Source organism: Enterobacter sp. WCHEn090032, assembly GCF_003986875.1.
Lineage (GTDB): Bacteria > Pseudomonadota > Gammaproteobacteria > Enterobacterales > Enterobacteriaceae > Enterobacter > Enterobacter sichuanensis.
Genome location: NZ_RXRN01000044.1, coordinates 1 through 17,778, shown reverse-complemented (window position 1 = coordinate 17,778; position 17,778 = coordinate 1). Strand labels below are relative to the sequence as shown.

17 protein-coding genes and 2 tRNA genes are annotated in these 17,778 nt (G+C 56.2%); 4 read left to right on the top strand and 15 right to left on the bottom strand.

Annotated features, from left to right (window positions below; translation table 11 throughout):
• Positions 1–89: 89 nt before the first annotated feature.
• The 9 genes from EKN83_RS22610 to dnaQ form a co-directional block, all read right to left on the bottom strand.
• Entirely contained in the window at positions 90–1,691 is a 1,602-nt protein-coding gene (locus EKN83_RS22610) for a gamma-glutamyltransferase family protein (protein WP_126801742.1), read from the bottom strand.
• A 9-nt stretch (positions 1,692–1,700) separates the two neighbouring features.
• Positions 1,701–2,576 carry an ABC transporter permease gene (locus EKN83_RS22605; RefSeq protein WP_095450628.1) on the bottom strand — a complete coding sequence of 292 codons (876 nt, stop codon included), beginning with the start codon at positions 2,574–2,576 and terminating at the stop codon, positions 1,701–1,703.
• A 2-nt stretch (positions 2,577–2,578) separates the two neighbouring features.
• Positions 2,579–3,520, bottom strand: coding sequence for an ABC transporter permease (locus tag EKN83_RS22600; RefSeq protein WP_126801741.1), 942 nt, complete (start codon positions 3,518–3,520; stop codon positions 2,579–2,581).
• A gap of 18 nt (positions 3,521–3,538) precedes the next feature.
• Positions 3,539–5,053, bottom strand: coding sequence for an ABC transporter substrate-binding protein (locus EKN83_RS22595; RefSeq protein ID WP_025759014.1), 1,515 nt, complete (start codon positions 5,051–5,053; stop codon positions 3,539–3,541).
• A 2-nt stretch (positions 5,054–5,055) separates the two neighbouring features.
• Positions 5,056–6,138 (bottom strand): ABC transporter ATP-binding protein, encoded by a 1,083-nt coding sequence (locus tag EKN83_RS22590; protein ID WP_126801740.1) that lies wholly within the window; start codon positions 6,136–6,138, stop codon positions 5,056–5,058.
• A complete protein-coding gene (locus EKN83_RS22585) occupies positions 6,135–7,148 on the bottom strand; it encodes an ABC transporter ATP-binding protein (RefSeq protein WP_025759018.1) in 1,014 nt (337 codons plus the stop codon). The genes EKN83_RS22590 and EKN83_RS22585 overlap by 4 nt, the downstream gene beginning before the upstream one ends.
• A complete protein-coding gene (locus EKN83_RS22580) occupies positions 7,145–7,864 on the bottom strand; it encodes a FadR/GntR family transcriptional regulator (RefSeq protein WP_095450626.1) in 720 nt (239 codons plus the stop codon). Before EKN83_RS22580 ends, EKN83_RS22585 begins: the two co-directional genes overlap by 4 nt.
• Positions 7,865–8,240: 376 nt before the next feature.
• Positions 8,241–8,317: transfer RNA gene (locus EKN83_RS22575), tRNA-Asp, on the bottom strand.
• 132 nt (positions 8,318–8,449) lie between these two features.
• On the bottom strand, positions 8,450–9,181 hold the full coding sequence (gene dnaQ / locus EKN83_RS22570; protein ID WP_045285097.1) for a DNA polymerase III subunit epsilon: 732 nt from the start codon (positions 9,179–9,181) through the stop codon (positions 8,450–8,452).
• A 64-nt stretch (positions 9,182–9,245) separates the two neighbouring features.
• Between dnaQ and rnhA the strand changes: the two genes are divergently transcribed.
• Positions 9,246–9,713 (top strand): ribonuclease HI, encoded by a 468-nt coding sequence (rnhA, locus tag EKN83_RS22565; protein WP_025757603.1) that lies wholly within the window; start codon positions 9,246–9,248, stop codon positions 9,711–9,713.
• Here the strand turns inward: rnhA and EKN83_RS22560 are convergent.
• Positions 9,698–10,429 carry a class I SAM-dependent methyltransferase gene (locus EKN83_RS22560; protein ID WP_025757605.1) on the bottom strand — a complete coding sequence of 244 codons (732 nt, stop codon included), beginning with the start codon at positions 10,427–10,429 and terminating at the stop codon, positions 9,698–9,700. The two genes, rnhA and EKN83_RS22560, sit on opposite strands and share 16 nt — an antisense overlap.
• Positions 10,430–10,461: 32 nt before the next feature.
• Between EKN83_RS22560 and gloB the strand changes: the two genes are divergently transcribed.
• Both gloB and mltD read left to right on the top strand, forming a co-directional pair.
• Complete coding sequence (gene gloB, locus EKN83_RS22555) at positions 10,462–11,220, top strand: hydroxyacylglutathione hydrolase (RefSeq protein WP_126801739.1); 759 nt, start codon at positions 10,462–10,464, stop codon at positions 11,218–11,220.
• A 68-nt stretch (positions 11,221–11,288) separates the two neighbouring features.
• Positions 11,289–12,653 carry a murein transglycosylase D gene (mltD, locus tag EKN83_RS22550; RefSeq protein WP_032672480.1) on the top strand — a complete coding sequence of 455 codons (1,365 nt, stop codon included), beginning with the start codon at positions 11,289–11,291 and terminating at the stop codon, positions 12,651–12,653.
• A 52-nt stretch (positions 12,654–12,705) separates the two neighbouring features.
• On the opposite strand, the gene EKN83_RS22545 is transcribed toward mltD, so the two are convergent.
• The 3 genes from EKN83_RS22545 to EKN83_RS22535 all read right to left on the bottom strand — a co-directional run bounded on the left by EKN83_RS22545 (position 12,706) and on the right by EKN83_RS22535 (position 15,667).
• Positions 12,706–13,479: a class I SAM-dependent methyltransferase gene (locus EKN83_RS22545; protein WP_185857697.1), complete on the bottom strand. Its 774-nt coding sequence runs from the start codon at positions 13,477–13,479 to the stop codon at positions 12,706–12,708.
• A 75-nt stretch (positions 13,480–13,554) separates the two neighbouring features.
• Complete coding sequence (locus EKN83_RS22540) at positions 13,555–14,355, bottom strand: endonuclease/exonuclease/phosphatase family protein (protein ID WP_024909448.1); 801 nt, start codon at positions 14,353–14,355, stop codon at positions 13,555–13,557.
• Positions 14,356–14,491: 136 nt separating this feature from the next.
• Positions 14,492–15,667: an MFS transporter gene (locus EKN83_RS22535; RefSeq protein ID WP_126801737.1), complete on the bottom strand. Its 1,176-nt coding sequence runs from the start codon at positions 15,665–15,667 to the stop codon at positions 14,492–14,494.
• Positions 15,668–15,771: 104 nt separating this feature from the next.
• Between EKN83_RS22535 and yafC the strand changes: the two genes are divergently transcribed.
• The gene (yafC, locus tag EKN83_RS22530; protein WP_025757612.1) at positions 15,772–16,677 is read left to right on the top strand and encodes a DNA-binding transcriptional regulator YafC; all 906 of its coding nucleotides are present in this window, start codon (positions 15,772–15,774) and stop codon (positions 16,675–16,677) included.
• A gap of 29 nt (positions 16,678–16,706) precedes the next feature.
• Here the strand turns inward: yafC and dkgB are convergent, their stop codons facing one another.
• Both dkgB and EKN83_RS22520 read right to left on the bottom strand, forming a co-directional pair.
• Positions 16,707–17,510 (bottom strand): 2,5-didehydrogluconate reductase DkgB, encoded by an 804-nt coding sequence (gene dkgB, locus EKN83_RS22525; protein WP_126801736.1) that lies wholly within the window; start codon positions 17,508–17,510, stop codon positions 16,707–16,709.
• Positions 17,511–17,672: 162 nt separating this feature from the next.
• Positions 17,673–17,749: transfer RNA gene (locus EKN83_RS22520), tRNA-Asp, on the bottom strand.
• Positions 17,750–17,778 lie beyond the last annotated feature (29 nt).

Here is a 17,778-nt window from a genome sequence, read left to right as displayed (position 1 = left end):
CTCATTAATTTTGCTGAAGCAACGTTCATCGCTTCAGGTAAAAAATTACTGGGGATCCCTCAGCCCAAAGGGAGAGGGAGGATAAAACATTAACTCACCAACGCCTGCCCGTCTTTGCGGCTCTCCGTCGCGGCCACGTAGTGCCCTTCCGGCATCCGGTAAATCACCTGGGCTCCACCGAAGTTGTAATCCTGAAGCGGATCCTCCACCACGATGTGGTGCCCGCGCTCGCGCAGCGCCGCGATAGTATTGCGATCGAACGTCGATTCGACGATCACTTCCCTGCCCTGTACCACGCGCCAGCGCGGGGCATCGATGGCCGCCTGCGGGTTTTGCCCGTGCAGCATAATGCGCAGCGCCATCTGCATATGACCCTGCGCCTGCATCGGCCCGCCCATCACGCCGAAGGACATCAGCGGCTTACCGTTACCGTCCATCGCAAAGCCCGGAATGATGGTGTGGAACGGACGTTTGCTGCCCGCCAGCGCGTTCGGGTGCTCAGGATCCAGTACAAATCCGCAGCCGCGGTTTTGCAGGCTGATCCCGGTATCCGGTACCACAATCCCGGACCCAAAGCCCATATAGTTGGACTGAATAAACGAGACCATCATCCCGCTGGCGTCCGCGGTGCTGATGTAGACCGTGCCGCTCTGCGTCGGGGAACCGTAGACAAAATCAGACGCGCTGTCGTGGTTGATCAGCGCCGCACGCGACTTCAGATAAGCGTCGCTCAACAACTCTTTTGCCGCGAACGCCATATGATCTTCATCCGCCACGTAGCGGTCGAGGTCCGCCAGCGCCAGCTTCATCGCCTCAATGGACAGGTGCAGGGACTGCACGGAATCCGGATGGTGCTTCTCAATACCACATTGCTCAAGAATGCCCAGCGCAATCAGCGTGGCAATCCCCTGGCCATTCGGCGGCAGCTCCTGCACCGAACCGCCCGCGAAGTCGCGCGACAGCAGCTCTACCCAGTCGACGCGATGGTTAGCCAGATCCTCCGCCGTCAGGTGCGCGCCATGTTCTTTGGCAAAGGCGGCAATTTTCTGCGCCAGCTCGCCACGGTAAAACGCCTCGCCGTTGGTTCTCGCAATCAGCTCCAGCGAGTTCGCCTGCGCCGGGTTACGGAAAATCTCCCCCACGCGCGGGGCGCGGCCTTCCGGCGCGAAGCAGGCGCTGAAGCCCGGCTGATCTTTCAGCTTGAGATAGCCGCGCTGCCAGAGATGCCCAATCAGCGGCGAGACCGGGAAACCGTTGCGCGCGTAGTCAACCGCAGGCTGCGCCAGGGTGGTCAGCGGCAGCGTGCCGAAGCGTTCCGCCAGCGCGACCCAGCCGGATACCGCCCCCGGTACGGTCACCGCGTCCCAGCCGATTTCCGGCACCGCGGTTTTTCCGGCAAACAGATCCGCATGCCAGCTCGCCGGTGAACGACCCGACGCGTTCAGTCCGTGCAATTTTTCACCGTCCCAGACAATGGCGAAGGCATCGCTGCCAATCCCGTTGCCGGTCGGCTCGACCACCGTCAGGGCCATCGCGGTGGCAATGGCCGCATCAACGGCATTCCCGCCCAGTTGCAGCATCTTCATCCCCGCCTGCGCCGCCAGCGGCTGAGACGTTGCCACCGCGTTATGGCCCATCATCGGTGGGCGGCGTGAAAGGTAACCGGACGTAAAATCAAGCGCTTTGGTCATCATGACTCCTTAGTCATGGCGCGGATCGAGCGCATCGCGCAGCCCGTCGCCGAGTAAATTAAAGCCCTGCACGGCGAGGAAAATCGCCACGCCGGGGAAAATGGACATCCACGGCGCCTGCTCAAGAAACCCTTTCGCGGTGTTGAGCATCGAGCCCCAGGACGGGTTGGGCGGCTGCTGCCCCAGCCCTAAAAACGACAGGCTGGCTTCGGCAATAATCGCCGAGGCAATAGCCAGCGTGGCCTGGACCAGGATCGGCGACATCACGTTGGGCAGGACGTATTTGATGATGATCCAGCGATCCGGCAGGCCAATCGCCCGCGCGCCGTCGATGTACTCTTCGTTGCGAATGGCGATCACCTGGCCGCGCGTCAGGCGGGCGAAGATCGGCATGGCGGAAAGGCCGATGGCGATCATCGCGTTGGTGAGACTCGGGCCTAAAAACGCCCCGAGCGCGATCGCCATGATCAGGAACGGGCAGGCCAGCAGTGCCTCGATAACGCGCGAGATCACCCCGTCCCACATCTTCTGGAAGTAACCTGCCACCAGCCCCAGCGGCACGCCGATGACCACCGCGATAACCACCGACATGCAGCCCGCCATCAGCGAGGTGCGCGCCCCCCAGATAATGCGGGATAAGATGTCGCGCCCCAGCTCGTCGGTGCCGAACCAGTACATCGCCGACGGCGCTTTGCGCACCGCCAGGAAGTTAGCCTTGACCGGATCGAACGGGGCTACCCATGGCGCCAGCAGCGCCACCAGCACAAAGAAACCCACTATCACTGCGCCAGCCACTGCGCTCTTGTTCGCGAGGAATTTCTTCAGCACCCGGCTCTGCGCGCGCGGCAGCGCAGGCGCAACGGTTTGTGTCGTCAGTTCCGCCATCGTTAACCTCGCATTTTCGGGTTGATAAGGACGTAGAGCACGTCGGCCAGCAGGTTCAGCAGCAGGAAGCCGATCGCCACGATCAACACCACGCCCTGCACCACCGCGTAGTCACGGTTAAACACCGAGTCGACGATCATCTTGCCGAAGCCCGGAATGGTGAAGACCTGCTCGGTCAATACCGCGCCGCCCAGCAGCTCGCCGAACAGCAGCGTAGTGAGCGTGATCACCGGCACCAGCGCGTTGCGAAATGCGTGCTTTAAGATCACCGCTTTCGGCAATAGCCCTTTTGCCCGCGCGGTGCGGATGTAATCCGCTTTCAGGACCGCAATCATCGACGCGCGCGTATGGCGCATCAGCGTCGCCGCCAGACCGGTTCCGAGCACGACTGCCGGCAGCAGCAGCGTACGCAGGTTCTGGATCGGATCTTCACTGAACGGCACGTAGCCTGAGGCGGGCAGCCACTGCAGGTTCACCGAAAAGACCAGAATCAGCAGGATCCCCAGCCAGAAGTGCGGTATTGAGATCCCGGAGATCGCCACAAAGTTCGCTCCGTGATCGACCCAGCTGTTTTTGTACACTGCGGCGAGGATCCCCATGCTGATGCCGAACACCAGCGCAACAATCATCGCCAGCAGCGACAGCTCCAGCGTGACCGGCAGCTTGCTGGCAATTAACTGCGTCACCGGCTCGTGGGTGCGCAAGGAGACACCCAGATCCCCCTGCAGCGCGCGCGTCAGCCAGTGGAAATACTGCACCGGGATCGGGGCATCGAGATTCAGCTCCGCACGCAGCTGGGCGATGACCGCCGGATCGCGCTCCTCCCCGGCCATGGCGATCAGCGGGTCGCCGGGCAGCAGCTTTTGCAGCCCGAAGACCATCATGCTCACCAGCAACAGCGTCGGGATGGCCAGCAGCAGACGTTTGCAAATCAGTTCCAGCATGGGCTCTCCTCAGGACGTTTATTTCGCCAGCGTTAAGCCAGCCAGACGCACGATGCCGTCCGGATACGGTTTAAAGCCCTGCACTTTCTTGTTCAGGCCAAAAATGCGCGGCTCGAAGTAGAGCCAGGCAATCGGCATGTCGGTTTGCAGCTGCTTCACCACCTTGTCGTACAGCGGCTGACGAACGGCTTTGTCGTTGCTGAGACGCGCCTGGGTCAGCCACTCATCAACCTGCGCGTTGCTGTAGCGACCGTCGTTCAGGGTGCCTTTGCTGTGAATAAACCCGTAGATGCTGCCGTCCGGATCCGGGCGCCCCGACCAGCCGGAGAAGCTCAGCTGATAATCACCGCTCTGCTGGCGATCCAGCAGCGTGGCGAATTCGGTCATCTGCAGATTCAGGTTAAAGCCCGCCTCAGCGACCATCGCCTGCAGCACCTGACCGACCTGCTGCGAGGTTGGGTTGTTCGGCACCAGCAGGTTAACGGTCAGCGGCGTAGTGACGCCTGCCGCTTTCAGCAGCGCTTTGGCTTTATCGACATCGCGCGGTGGCACCGGCAGGTTGACGTGATACGGGCTCACCGTCGAAAACGGCTGGTTGGCTGGCGTATACAGCCCTTCAAAGACCACCTGGTTTAGCGCATCGCGGTCGATGGCCTGAGAAAACGCTTCACGCACGCGGGCGTCCCTGAACGGATCGTTCGCCGGCACCTTGCCGTTATTGATGTTGAAGGTAATGCCCTGATAGCCCAGACCGGTCACTTTTGCCAGCGCCAGCTTGCTGTCGGCTTCGACGGTTTTGACATCGCTGGCGGCAATCCCTTCGGTCAGGTCGAGATCGCCCGCGCGCAGGTTCGCCAGGCGCACGGAGGCATCCGGGATCGGCAGATAGATAATTTTGTCGAAGTGGTAGGCGTCTTTGTTCCAGTAATTGTCGAAACGCGTCAGAACGATGCGGTCCTGGGACACGCGGCTGTCGAATTTATACGGACCGGAACAGACGGGATGGGCGGCAAAATCCGGCTTTTTCGCCGCGTCGGGGGCCATCATCGCACCCGCGCGGTCGGTGAGCTGCATCAGCAGCGCGGCGTCCGGCGTTTTCAGGTGCAGGGCAATCTGCATCGGGCCTGTGACCTCAACGGACTCCACGGAGGAAATCTCGCTTTTACGCAGGGAGCCTTTTAAGGTCAGGGCGCGGTCGAGGTTGTATTTTGCGGCGGCCGCATCGAATTTCTCACCGTCGTGGAAGGTGACGCCCTCGCGCAAATTCAGGGTCAGGGTTTTGCCGTCGTCGCTCCAGGCCCAGTCTTTCGCCAGACCAGGCACGACCTTCAGATTTTCATCCACGTCCACCAGCCTGTCGCACAGGGAAGCAAACACGAAGCGGCCATAGTAGGTGCGCGCCAGATGCGGGTCGAGCATGTCCGGGTCAGCCCCCAGCCCCACACGCAGCACGCTTTCAGAATGGGCGGGCAGCGCCGCGCCAAGCAACATAACACTTCCCAGTACGGTCAAAAGAGAATTACGCATTGTCATTATCATGAGTTCCTTGAAGGAAGGGAGGAGTGAGTGGCCGCGTGTTCAAACAGCGCGCGGCGGCGCAGAAAAGCAGCGGATGGCGGTGCAATCTGGATAACACTGCGATCGCGATTAATTTCCTGCCAGCGATGACAGGCCACCTGACGTCCACCGTCCAGGAGTTGGTTAATGGGTTCAACCTGGCGGCATTCGTCAGTGACGTACGGGCAACGCGTATGGAAGCGACAGCCGGACGGCGGGTTGGCCGGGTTCGGCAAATCTCCCTGCAACAGCGGGGCGTCACGTTCCGTGCCGGGCTGCATCTGCGGCGCCGAGGCGATCAGCGCCTGGGTATAAGGGTGCAGCGGCGCGTCAAAAATCTCATCGACGGTGGCAAGCTCGACAATTTGCCCGAGGTACATGACCGCCACGCGATCGCTCATATGGCGGATAACCGCCAGGCCGTGGGCGACAATCACCATCGTCAGCCCCAGCTGGTGCTTCAGGCTTTCCAGCAAATTCACCACCTGGGCCTGCACGGATACATCCAGCGCGGAGACAGGTTCATCACCCAGCAGCAGTTTGGGTCCCGACGCCAGCGCGCGCGCAATGCCAATGCGCTGACGCTGCCCGCCAGAAAACTCGTGCGGATAACGTCCGGCCCAGGCGGCAGGCAGGCCAACGGTCTTCAGCAGTTCAGCTACGCGGTACTGGCGGTCCGCTTTTTTCATGTTCTGGTGCAGCCACAGCGGCTCGCCAACGATCTGCTCCACCGTCATACGCGGGTTGAGCGAGGCAAAGGGATCCTGAAAGATAATTTGCAGCTCGCGCCGGAGCTGGTTGAGGCGCGCGCCCGAGGCATGCGTGATCTCCTCTCCCTGGTAAAACACGCGCCCTTCGCTGGCGGCCAGCAGACGCAGCAGCAGACGACCGAGGGTGGATTTCCCGGACCCCGACTCCCCGACAATCGCCAGCGTTTCGCCCGGCATCACGGCCAGCGACACGCGGTCGACCGCCGTCACAAACCGGGCCGGGGTAAAAAGTTTCTTAGGGCCGGGGAACAGCTTGCTGAGATCGCGGGCTTCAAGGATCGGCGTGGTCATGCGGTCTCTCCCAGGGCAATGTGGTGTTCAAGCGGTACGCGGAAGCAGGCGACCTGATGGCCGCCCCCCTGCGCAGTGAGCGGTGGTTTTTCAGCATGGCAGCGCGCCTGTGCAAACGGACAACGGGTGGCAAAACGGCAGCCCTTCGGCATGAATTCCGCCAGCGGCACCGATCCGGGAATCGTGGAAAGCGGGCCTTTACGTGCGCCCAGAGAGGGAATCGACCCCATCAGGCCGATGGTGTACGGGTGCTGCGGGTCGGCAAAGATGGCCTCCACGCTTCCCTGCTCCACCACCTGCCCGGCATACATCACCGCCACCTGCTGGGCGACCTCTGCCACCACGCCTAAATCGTGAGTGATCATCAGCACTGCCGTGCCGGTCTCTTCTTTGAGGGTGTTCAGCAAAGCGAGAATTTGCGCCTGGATCGTTACGTCGAGGGCGGTGGTCGGTTCATCGGCAATCAGCAGTTTCGGGTGGTTAATCAGCGCCATCGCAATCATCACGCGCTGGCGCATGCCACCGGAAAGCTGGTGGGGGTACGCCTTCAGCCTCATCTCTGCGGCCGGGATCTGCACCTTCTCAAGGATCTGCAGCGCGACCTTCATCGCCTCTGCTCGCGAGACGCTCTGATGGCGCATAACCGCTTCGCTCAGCTGATCCCCCAGCGTAAATGCCGGATTAAGCGAGGTCATTGGCTCCTGGAAAATCATCGCCAGCTCGCTGCCGCGCAGGTCGGCATATTCCCGCGGTGAAAGCTTGCGCAGATCGTGACGGCGAAAATGCATCTCCCCGCTGACGATCCGGGCGCTGGCAGGCAACAGGCCCATCAGCGCTAATGAGGTGATACTTTTCCCGCAGCCTGACTCCCCCACCAGCGCCAGGGTTTCGCCCGCTTTAACCGTCAGTGAAATATCCTCCAGCACGCTCACCGGCGAGCCGGCGAACCTGACATTCAGATTGCGTACGCGCAGAACAGGCGTGGGATCGTTAAATGGGATCGTCGTCATAGCGTGAAGTCGTCTTCAAGGTGGATCGCATGGATCAGGGCGGTTTGCAGGCTGAGCAGGTGTTCGCGCATGGCGGCCGCGGCCTCATTTGGCTGGCGATGGATAATCGCAGCCATGATCTTGTGATGGTGGTCGTTATAACTGTCGACGCGTTCGGGGGTGCGGGCTAATTCGCGCAGGTGCTGCCAGCCCGGTTCACGTCTGACGGCATCAATGGCATCAAACAGGCCGAGCATCAGGCGGTTACCCGCGGCCTCCGCAATGGCGCGGTGAAAGGCGCTGTCCCACAGTTCGTTGAGATCGCGGTCATCCGGGCTGACCTTATCAATGCGTTCCAGCATGCGCTGCATCAGCGCGAGGTTTTCCCTGGTGGCACGCAGTGCCGCAAGCCGGGCTAAGCCGGGTTCGAGCTGCAGGCGAGCCTCCATCACTTCGAGAAGGTTGGTTTGCTGAACCAATCCCTGAAGGGCCAGCGGTTCGACAGGGGCAGAAGGACCGATAAAGGTGCCTTTGCCCTGCTTACGCCAGATGCGCCCCTCTTCTTCCAGCACATCCAGCGCACGACGCACTTCACGGCGTCCTACGCCGAGAGTCTCCGACAGCTCACGTTCCGTGGGCAGTGGAGTGCCTGGTGTTGACTCATGCTGGTTGATTAGCCCACGCAGCTGCTCAAGCGCGGTGCTGGAATTTGCCAGAAACCGTGACGGTTTTTCCATATTGGTTCGCTCGCTTTCATCATTGTTTTTTTTTATTAACGATAAGTTATTGATATGACGTGCTACTTACCGTGCTAATGATTAAGCAATAACCAAACCAATTTGAAATTGGTTCAGGAAGTTTTTGGAAAGTGGGAGATAAGAGGATGATTTTTCGTGGTTTATATTTACAAAAAGAAACACCCTGCCTGACATCAAAAGAGGTTTAGGCAGATTAAATGCACAAAATTAGTGCAAATAATGCACTAATGTTGTGCATATGTTAATTAATTGCACCATACAATTTAACTTTTTGTTAAAAAATAAAGAGGAAGACATTTCAGAAAGCTGAAACGACGAAAGCCTGAATCATTTCTGATTCAGGCTTTCTGAATAGTGGCGGAACGGACGGGACTCGAACCCGCGACCCCCTGCGTGACAGGCAGGTATTCTAACCGACTGAACTACCGCTCCACTGTTCCCGTTTGGGGAACGAGGCGCATATTACGGTGTGCCTCCGATCCCGTCAATGCTTTTTCTCACGTTTTGAATCGTTTGCTGCAAAAATCGCCCGAACGATGATTTTACAGGCATTCCGGCGCTTTTTCAGGCGCGCCACATACAGCTTCCGCCTTTCTTCTGCACCAGATCCAGACGGGATTCGTGGTTAAGCAGCTCTTCATCGCTGGCTAAAACAACCCGCAACCGACTGGCCTGGCGAACGACGCGCTGAATACCCGCTTCGTCCTGCGTCTGCTGGGATTCGTTTTCCATGCTGAACTTCATTGACGTCTGGCCACCGGTCATCGCCAGATAGACATCAGCCAGGATCTGGGCATCGAGCAACGCCCCGTGCAGCGTTCGCTTGGTGTTGTCTATCTCATAGCGCGAACAGAGTGCGTCAAGGCTGTTACGCTTGCCGGGGAACATTTTCCTCGCCAGCGCCAGGCTATCGGTGACTTTGCAAAACGTATTCGTTTTCGGAATATCGCGCTGGAGCTTACTAAACTCATAGTCCATAAAGCCGATATCGAACGAGGCGTTGTGGATGATGAGCTCAGCGCCTTTGATATACTCCAGAAACTCGTCCGCCACCTCCGCAAAGGTCGGTTTATCCAGCAAGAACTCATCGGCAATACCGTGAACGCCGAACGCTTCGGGATCCACCAGCCGATCGGGTTTCAGGTAGACGTGGAAGTTGTTCCCCGTCAGACGACGGTTCACCACTTCAACGGCACCGATCTCGATGATCTTATGCCCTTCGTAGTGCGCGCCGATCTGGTTCATACCGGTGGTTTCGGTATCGAGGACAATCTGGCGAGTAATTGCAGTGCTCATAGCGGTCATTTATGTCAGACTTATCGTTTAACTGAACGTTTCAAATACAGGAAGTCTACCAGAGATGCGTAAACAGGTAGAAATTTTCACCGATGGATCTTGTCTCGGCAACCCAGGGCCTGGCGGCTACGGTGCGATTATGCGCTATCGCCAGCATGAAAAAACTTTTAGCGAAGGCTATTTTCTGACCACCAACAACCGGATGGAGTTGATGGCGGCCATTGTGGCGCTGGAGGCGCTAAAAGAGCATTGTGACGTGGTGTTAAGCACCGACAGCCAGTACGTGCGTCAGGGGATCACCCAGTGGATCCACAACTGGAAAAAACGCGGCTGGATGACCGCCGATAAGAAGCCGGTCAAGAATGTCGATCTCTGGAAACGGCTTGATGCCGCGCTGGGGCAGCATGAAATAAAGTGGGAGTGGGTAAAAGGCCACGCCGGCCATCCGGAAAACGAACGCTGCGACGAACTGGCGCGGGCGGCGGCGGCCAACCCCGCTCATGAAGATGCGGGCTATCAGCCCGACGCCTGATCGTTTTTTTTGTACTGTCGCGTGGCGCCCACGGTCTGGCGTATGGGCGTTTTCGATTTGCTCTGCTTCATCGGATTAAGCGTAAGGGGAATGGTTCGCTTACGCGCCACGATAAACTGCAAACAGCCCAGTGCAGGCAGATGGGTGCTCAACACGACGCCCCCCTGCCGCGCCCAGGGCAGCACCTGAAAACCACCGTAGCTGAGCACTTCAAAATTCAGCAGTGAAAGCCAGTCAAGCTGGCGCATCATGGTGAACATCCGGCTGTTGTAAGGTGGTGTGCGGCGCAGCACCGGCACCAGCTTACGCAGCCCCATCAGACTCAGCGGATTGAAGGCGCTAAGTACCAGCCAGCCGTCATCAATCAGCACGCGATCGGCTTCGCGAAGCAGACGATGCGGGTCGCTGCACCAGGGTAACGTGTGCGCGAGCAAACACGCATCAACGGATTTTTCGGCAAACGGCAGATGCAATGGGTCGGCCTTCACCTGAACCGGCGATCCGCCGAGAGAGACATTGACCTGATGCGAGATAGCGCAGCTTTCGGTATTGATTTCCGCGCTGAGATTGCCAATCTTAAGCAGGTGAAAGCCATACATTTTCGCGAGCCAGGGCCTGAGCTGTTGTTCTAACGCCTCGCGATAGTATTCACCCCAGGGCAATTCCGCCCAACGTTCCGGTGCTGCGACAGTCTGAGGTATCCTTGCCGGTTTCATCAACACACCCGCCACGCTATAAGAGGTAATGTATGAATCTTATCAGTATTCCTGCTTTTGAGGACAATTACATCTGGGTTTTGGTTGACGACCAACGTCGATGCGTCATTGTCGACCCCGGAGAGTCCGCCCCCGTTTTGCACGTTATTAAGGAAAATGGCTGGCAACCTGAAGCCATTCTGTTGACCCACCATCATCACGATCACACTGGCGGTGTTGGCGAGCTTCGCGCCCGTTTTCCGCATCTTGTGGTTTACGGACCGGCAGAGACACAAGATAAGGGAACCACGCACATAGTCGAAGAGGGCAAAAATATCCTCATCGGGGAGTGGGAGTTTTCTGTATTTGCTACACCAGGTCACACTTCAGGACATCTGTGTTTCTACAGTAAACCTTATCTGTTTTGCGGCGACACGCTGTTCTCCGGAGGCTGCGGAAGACTCTTTGAAGGCACACCAGCCCAAATGTATCACTCTTTACAGAAGATTAGCGCCTTACCTGACGACACCGTTATTTGTTGCGCGCATGAGTATACATTAGGAAATATGAAGTTTGCTGTTAGCCTGTTACCGGAGGATCGGGCGATTCAGGATTATTACCACAAAGTGAAGGAGTTACGTGCAAAAAACCAAAATACACTCCCCGTAATTCTGAAAAATGAGCGCCAAATTAATTTATTTTTACGAACAGATGATATTGATTTAATTAATAAAATTAACCAAGAAACAAATTTGCAACAACCAGAAGAGCGATTTGCATGGTTAAGGTCAAAGAAAGATAACTTCAGATAATTGCGGGTTGCCTTTTCAAAAATTCGCCGTTATCATCGCTCGTCTTTTAAGCAACTATTGACACACACATGAAGGCAAAAGCGATATTACTCGCCTCTGTCCTGCTCGTAGGTTGCCAGTCGCAGAACGGCAGCAACGTACAACAGCACGCACAGAGCCTTTCTGCAGCTGGTCAAGGGGAAGCAGGGAAGTTTACAAGTGCAGCGCGCTGGATGGACGATGGGACATCTTTCGCGCAGGATCAAGACTTGTGGACCTCTATTGGCGACGAGCTAAAGATGGGAATTCCGGAAAACAGCCGGATTCGCGAACAGAAACAGAAGTATTTAAGAAATAAGAGCTATCTCCACGATGTAACGTTACGGGCAGAGCCGTATATGTACTGGATAGCCGGGCAAGTTAAAAAACGTAACATGCCTATGGAGCTGGTACTCCTACCCATAGTGGAGAGCGCTTTTGACCCACACGCGACGTCTGGCGCCAATGCCGCAGGCATTTGGCAGATCATTCCGAGCACCGGGCGAAACTATGGTCTGAAACAGACCCGCAACTATGATGCGCGTCGCGATGTTGTCGCTTCCACGACAGCCGCTCTCGACATGATGCAACGTCTGAACAAGATGTTTGACGGCGACTGGCTGTTAACGGTCGCAGCGTATAATAGTGGCGAAGGTCGTGTACTGAAGGCAATGAAAGCGAATAAAGCACGGGGTAAATCCACCGATTTTTGGTCGCTCTCACTGCCACAGGAAACAAAGATTTACGTACCGAAGATGCTGGCATTGAGTGATATTCTCAAGAACAGCAAGCGTTACGGTGTACAACTGCCAACACCAGACGAAAGTCGTGCACTGGCGCGCGTTCGCCTCAGCAACCCGGTTGATATTCAACAGGTCGCTGATATGACGGGTATGTCGGTCAGTAAATTGAAAACCTTTAATGCTGGCGTTAAAGGCTCAACCCTGGGGGCAAGTGGCCCACAGTATGTAATGGTTCCGCAGAAGCATGCTGAGCAGTTACGCGAGTCTTTAGCTTCGGGTGAAATCGCCGCCGTTCAGTCAACGCTGATCGCGGATGCATCATCCGTCAACAGCCGCAGTTATAAGGTTCGTTCAGGTGATACGCTTTCGGGTATTGCATCACGTCTTGGCGTGACGGCAAGCGATCTGCAGCAGTGGAATAACCTGCGCAGTTCAGGCCTGAAAGTCGGTCAAACGCTGACGGTAGGTGCAGGGAGTAGTGCACAGCGTCTCGCCAGCAACAGCGATAGCATTACCTATCGCGTGCGCAAAGGCGATTCACTGTCCAGTATCGCAAAACGACACGGCGTGAACATCAAAGATGTGATGCGCTGGAACAATGATACTGACAACCTGAAACCAGGCGACCAGCTGACGCTGTTTGTGAAGAACAGCGCTACGCCAGACTCCTGATGACACGATCGCAAGATAAAAAGGCACCGATTCCCCTCGGTGCCTTTTTTGTTTATCCCGCTTTCTGCGCTTCAGCCATGATGGTATCGCTGGTGAATGAACCGTCATCCTGCAGTTCAAAGTACGCCTTCACTTCTGCGGACGCACTCTCCTGATACAGCCTGATCGCCTGGCTCAATGCTTCCGGGGTGCGCATACGCGCGATCCACGAGCTGAACTCCAGCGGCAAACGGTCTGTTATCAACGCGCGCGTAATCAGGCCCGCTTCAGTGATAAAGGTTAACCACTCTCCGCCAGAGTAGTTTTGCACATGGGAGGTGTCGCGCAGCGCTTCCACCGTCTGCAGCCAGATATTGCGTACCGGATGCCCGGGCGACATGACATCCATAATAATGAAGATGCCACCTGGCTTCAGAACGCGTTTGACTTCGCGTAATGCCTGGCCGACATCATGCCAGTGGTGCGCGGAATAACGGCTGATCACCACCTCAAATGACACATCGTCAAACGGTAAGGATTCGGCATACCCCTGGCACGTAGCAATATTATGCAGCCCTTTCGCTTTTGCCACTTCAGCAACCACTTCCAGCATCTGGCCGGATAAGTCATATGCGGTGACCTGCGCCACCTGCTGCGCAGCCGTAAAGCTGGCATGCCCCGCTCCGCAGCCTAAATCCAGCACGTGGGACTGCGGGAATGCCGCCAGGCGTTCACCGAGACGCACCAGATCGCGGCCAGTAGCGTGTACGGCGCTGCTCAGATAAGCATTTGCCTGAGAACCGAACTGTTTTTCTACGTTGTCATGATGGGAGTGTGTTGTTGTCATCGTACTGTCCTTTGTGAGTTTAAAATAAAGGGCAGCACCCGCACAGGCCTGCCCCACGGCAGACCTGACACACCATTATTTATCAGGTTTGCCGGGACTGAATTCGACGAGTAGAGGATTGTGATCGGAGGCACGCGTGACCAGAACAGAGGCGTCATGCACGCTCAAACCACGATAGAAGACAAAATCGAGAGGACGACCAAAGGCTTTTTTGCGCTGGTCATCGCTAAAACGAACTTCACGCAGCGACATTTCTCGCGCGAAGCGGTACAGCGCATTCATGCGCGGGCGGCTCCAGGCATTGAAATCACCGGCCATGATGATGGGCCCACTGTGATGCGCAATCTGATCGCCAATAGGGAGTAACTGCTTACTATACACATCCACGCCGAGGCTGAAATTGACCGCGTGGATATTCACGACCATCAGCATTCGGGTATCCGGCAGCGGGTAGACCGTCACCAGCGCCGATTTCGCCAGACGCAGGATAGGCTCGCGTTCGCGTAAGGGGCAACAGTAGACCGGATGCGCCGCAGACAGCGTCATTACACCGGAGGGATGTTGAGGCAAAACAAATGCTGGCACCTGGTCGGCGGCGAGATAGTTAGTGGTCGCAAACCTGACCAGCTCAGGGGTGGTTTGCGCCTCCTGGAGCAGAACCAGGTGGGCATCTTTTCCAAAGTTCTTGAGGACCGATAACCACTCGGCGCGCTGCTGCTTAAAGATATTCCACACCAGCACGCGAATTTTTTCATCGCTACTTAACGGAGTACCGGCGGGCAATGCCTGGCTGATGCTCGCAAACGACCCCGGAGGCAAGATCCTCTCCGCGGGCATTCCGGCAACATAACGCATGGCATAGGTATTTTTTCGCACTTTTGGAAACAGCCTCTGTAACGTGAACCAGCCCGGAAAACGGACTGGTTCTAATGTTATAGGGACTTTAGGTCATACTTTCAACGCAATTTCTGAGAAACCGCTTTCCAGTTTTGTAAGCAAGCACTTACTCATGTCATCCCAGCGCCACACGGGCAGGTTTATCCAGACGTCCGCTCAGACCAATCAGCAGGAAGGCCACCAGGACAATCACCGCGCCGATCCAGGGCGTCTGAGTTAATCCAACATGCGCGACGGTTTGTCCGCCAATGATGGAGCCCAGCGCGATACCAATATTAAATGCGGCAATGTTCAGACCTGATGCCACATCCACCGCATTTGGTGTGTAGAGCTCAGCTTTTTGTACTACATAAACCTGAAGCCCGGGAACATTGCCAAAAGCAAAGATCCCCATGACGAGTACCGTAACCAGCGCAGCGTAGTGCATCGAAGCCGTGAACTGGAAAATCAGTAGCAGCACAACCAGGGCAGCGAAGATGAATTTCAGTGCCGGGACCGCACCATGCTTATCTGCCAGCTTGCCACCCCAGATATTGCCAATCGCAACGGAGATACCGTATCCCAGCAAAATCCAGCTCACGGCATTGGGAGAGAAACCGGCCAGATCCTGCATCATCGGTGCCAGGAAGGTGAAGGCGGTGAATACCCCACCATAGCCCAGGGCGGTAACCGCATAGATGATCAGTAAACGTGGGTGCGTAAGCACTCTCAGTTGATCGCGCAGGCTGGCGCTCGCCCGGCCGGGAATATTCGACGGAACCAGCAGCAGGCTGGCCACCAGGGCGATGACCCCCAGTAAAGAGACGGCAAGGAAAGTTTCACGCCAGCCGAAGTGCTGTCCGATAAACGTCCCCAACGGTACGCCCGTGACCAGGGCGACGGTCAGCCCACCAAACATGATTGCAATGGCTGAAGCCGCTTTCTCTTTAGGTACCAGGCTGGTTGCAATGGTGGAACCAATCGAGAAGAACACACCGTGTGCGAGGCCAGTCAACAGGCGGGCAATCACCAGCGTTGTGTAGTCCGGCGCTTGCCAGGCCAGAATGTTGCCGGCGGTAAACAGCACCATCAGCGCGACTAACAGCTGTTTACGTGGGAAACGTCCGGTCAGAGCCGTCAGCACTGGCGCACCGACGGCAACGCCCAGGGCGTAGATTGAGACCAACAGCCCGGCGGAGGGCAACGAGATCGCAAGCTGGTTAGCAATGGTAGGAACCAGTCCTACGATAACAAATTCGGTCGTGCCGATTGCAAAGGCACTGATCGTCAGGGCAAGTAGCGCCAGTGGCATAAAATACTCCGTATCATCAGGATTAAGATGACAGGCAGTATGCGCCAGTGGTTAAATAACAAAAATGGTCAAAATCTCAATAGAATTTTGCAGGTGGTGCAACAATGAAAGCTACGTCGGAAGAGCTGACTATCTTTGTCGCCGTCGTCGAAAGCGGCAGTTTCAGCCGTGCGGCGGAACAGCTGGGGCAAGCTAACTCAGCCATTAGCCGCGCGGTAAAAAAACTGGAGATGAAGCTTGGGGTGAGTTTGCTCAACCGGACGACACGGCAGCTCAGCCTGACCGAGGAAGGTGAGCGCTATTTCCGCCGCGTACAGTCGGTCCTGCAGGAGATGGCGGCAGCGGAGACGGAGATCATGGAAACACGTAGCACCCCGCGTGGGTTGCTGCGCATTGATGCGGCCACACCGGTGGTTCTGCACTTTCTGATGCCGCTGATCAAACCTTTTCGTGAGCGTTATCCGGAAATGACACTCTCTTTGGTCTCCTCTGAGACCTTTATCAACCTTATCGAACGCAAAGTGGATGTGGCGATCCGGGCGGGAACCCTGACGGATTCAAGCCTGCGTGCGCGCCCTTTGTTTGCCAGCTACCGTAAAATTATCGCCTCGCCGCAATACATCGCTGAACATGGCAAACCTGAAACGGTTGAAGAGTTGAAACAGCATCTGTGTCTGGGCTTTACGGAACCCGTGTCGCTGAATACCTGGCCTGTCGCCTGCCCTGACGGTCAGTTGCATGAGATCACCTGCGGGTTGTCGTCTAACAGCGGGGAGACGCTGAAGCAATTGTGTCTTGAAGGTAACGGGATCGCCTGTTTGTCTGACTACATGATTGATAAGGAAATAGCGCGTGGTGAACTTGTGGAACTGATGGCGGATAAACGTCTGCCGGTCGAAATGCCTTTTAGCGCAGTGTATTACAGCGACAGAGCGGTGAGTACACGCATCCGTGCCTTTATTGATTTTCTGAGTGAGCATATAAAAACAGCTCCCGGAGGAGCTGTGTGAGGGTTAAGTGTACAGAGGGTGGGTCAAACTTAATCCCAGTTTGGCGCTAAACCTTCAGGGCTGACCAGGCGGTCGTTGCACTCCAGAGCAGCGATCGCTTTTTTGTCGTCAGCATCCAGTTGAAGATCCACGGCTAACAGGTTGCTGGCCAGGTTTTCACGTTTAGTTGATGATGGGATCACCGCATACCCTTCACCCATCGCCCATGCCAGGATCACCTGCGCAGCCGTCGCATTATGTTTCTCAGCGATACGCATAATCACTTCATCTTTCAGCGCCTTACCGTAAGCCAGCGTCATGTAAGAAGTGATGTGGATGCCGTGCTGTTTGGCCCAGTCCACCACTTTGCGGTTTTGCAGATAAGGAGAGAGTTCAATCTGATTAGTCGCAATGTTGTCTGCGCCAACGGCGGCAATGGCTTTTTCCATCAGCGGAATGGTGAAGTTGGAAATGCCAATTTCACGCGTCAGGCCCTGCTCTTTCGCTTCCAGAAGTGCCTGCATGAATTCTTCCACAGAGACGGCATCGTTTGGTGATGGCCAGTGGATCAGCGTCAGATCGACATAGTCGGTGCGCAACTTCTTCAGGCTCTCTTTCAGGCTCGGGATCAGCTTGTCTTTGCTGAGGTTTTCAATCCAGATTTTGGTGGTAATAAACAGTTCGCTACGCGGCACGCCGCTTTCTTCAATGGCCTGACCCACGGCAGCTTCGTTTTCATAGATCTGTGCCGTATCAATTGCACGATAACCGAGTTCGAGTGCGGTTTTTACAGATGCGATAATAACGTCGTCTTTCAGGCGGAAAGTGCCCAGGCCAAATGCAGGGAGAGTCATATAATCCTCGTTATTCATAATGTTTGTTAACTGAGGAGAATTATCGCTACAGCGGTTATGAAGAAAAAGATCGTAAAACGCAGAGGATTTTTGCTTATTTAGCAATAATTGGGCGACAGATAAGAAAAAAGCCCTGAGCGTTAACTCAGGGCTTCTAATAAGTGGCGGAACGGACGGGACTCGAACCCGCGACCCCCTGCGTGACAGGCAGGTATTCTAACCGACTGAACTACCGCTCCACCGAAGACTGCTTGTAACCACCGGATTA